At 51.0% G+C, this 626-nt stretch carries 2 protein-coding genes; both read right to left on the bottom strand.

Going from position 1 to position 626, the window contains the following annotated elements; genetic code table 11:
• Positions 1–263 (bottom strand): RNA 2'-phosphotransferase (locus ACTHUR_RS15505; RefSeq protein WP_440399525.1); only part of this gene is annotated, 263 nt, incomplete at its 3' end.
• A 43-nt stretch (positions 264–306) separates the two neighbouring features.
• Positions 307–626, bottom strand: a 320-nt coding sequence (locus ACTHUR_RS15510; protein WP_440399527.1) for a chorismate-binding protein, incomplete at its 5' end; no start/stop codon positions are given.

Raw genomic sequence — 626 nt, forward strand, 5'->3', positions numbered from 1 at the left:
CCTTGTGCCGCGCGGATGCGTTTGCCGTCTTCAGAAAGGGTAAACCGTTTTTTATCGTTTTTTTCGACCACTTCCAATAATATTTCGTAGGTCAGCGGATTGCCCATAAAGCTGCGCTCGGGATGGTTTACCTGTGTCAACAGGGTATCAATATCCACCCAGCCGTCTTTATCCAAAGTAATGCCGATTTGCTCGGGATGATGGCGCAAGATAAAGCTGAGGAATTTGCTGATGGATTTTAGTTGTTTTTCTTTTAGTATCATAATCTTGTTGTTTAGTCATTTCAGAGCGCAGGCCGTCTGAAAATTATTTATCCAACCCTTCTTGCACCATTTGCGCTGCGCGGATCACGGCGCGGGCTTTGTTTTGGGTTTCCTGCCATTCGGAGGTTGGGTCGGAGTCGGCAACTACGCCTGCGCCGCTTTGCACGAAGAGGGTATTGTTTTTAATCACGGCAGTGCGGATGGCAATGGCCAGGTCCATGTCGTTGTTGAAACTCCATACGCCGACTGCGCCGCCGTAGATGCCGCGTTTGCTCGGTTCGACTTCTTCGATGATTTCCATGGCGCGGACTTTAGGCGCGCCGGAAAGTGTGCCTGCCGGGAAGGTAGCGGCGAGGATGTCCA

Source organism: Neisseria sp. P0021.S007 (genome assembly GCF_051956855.1).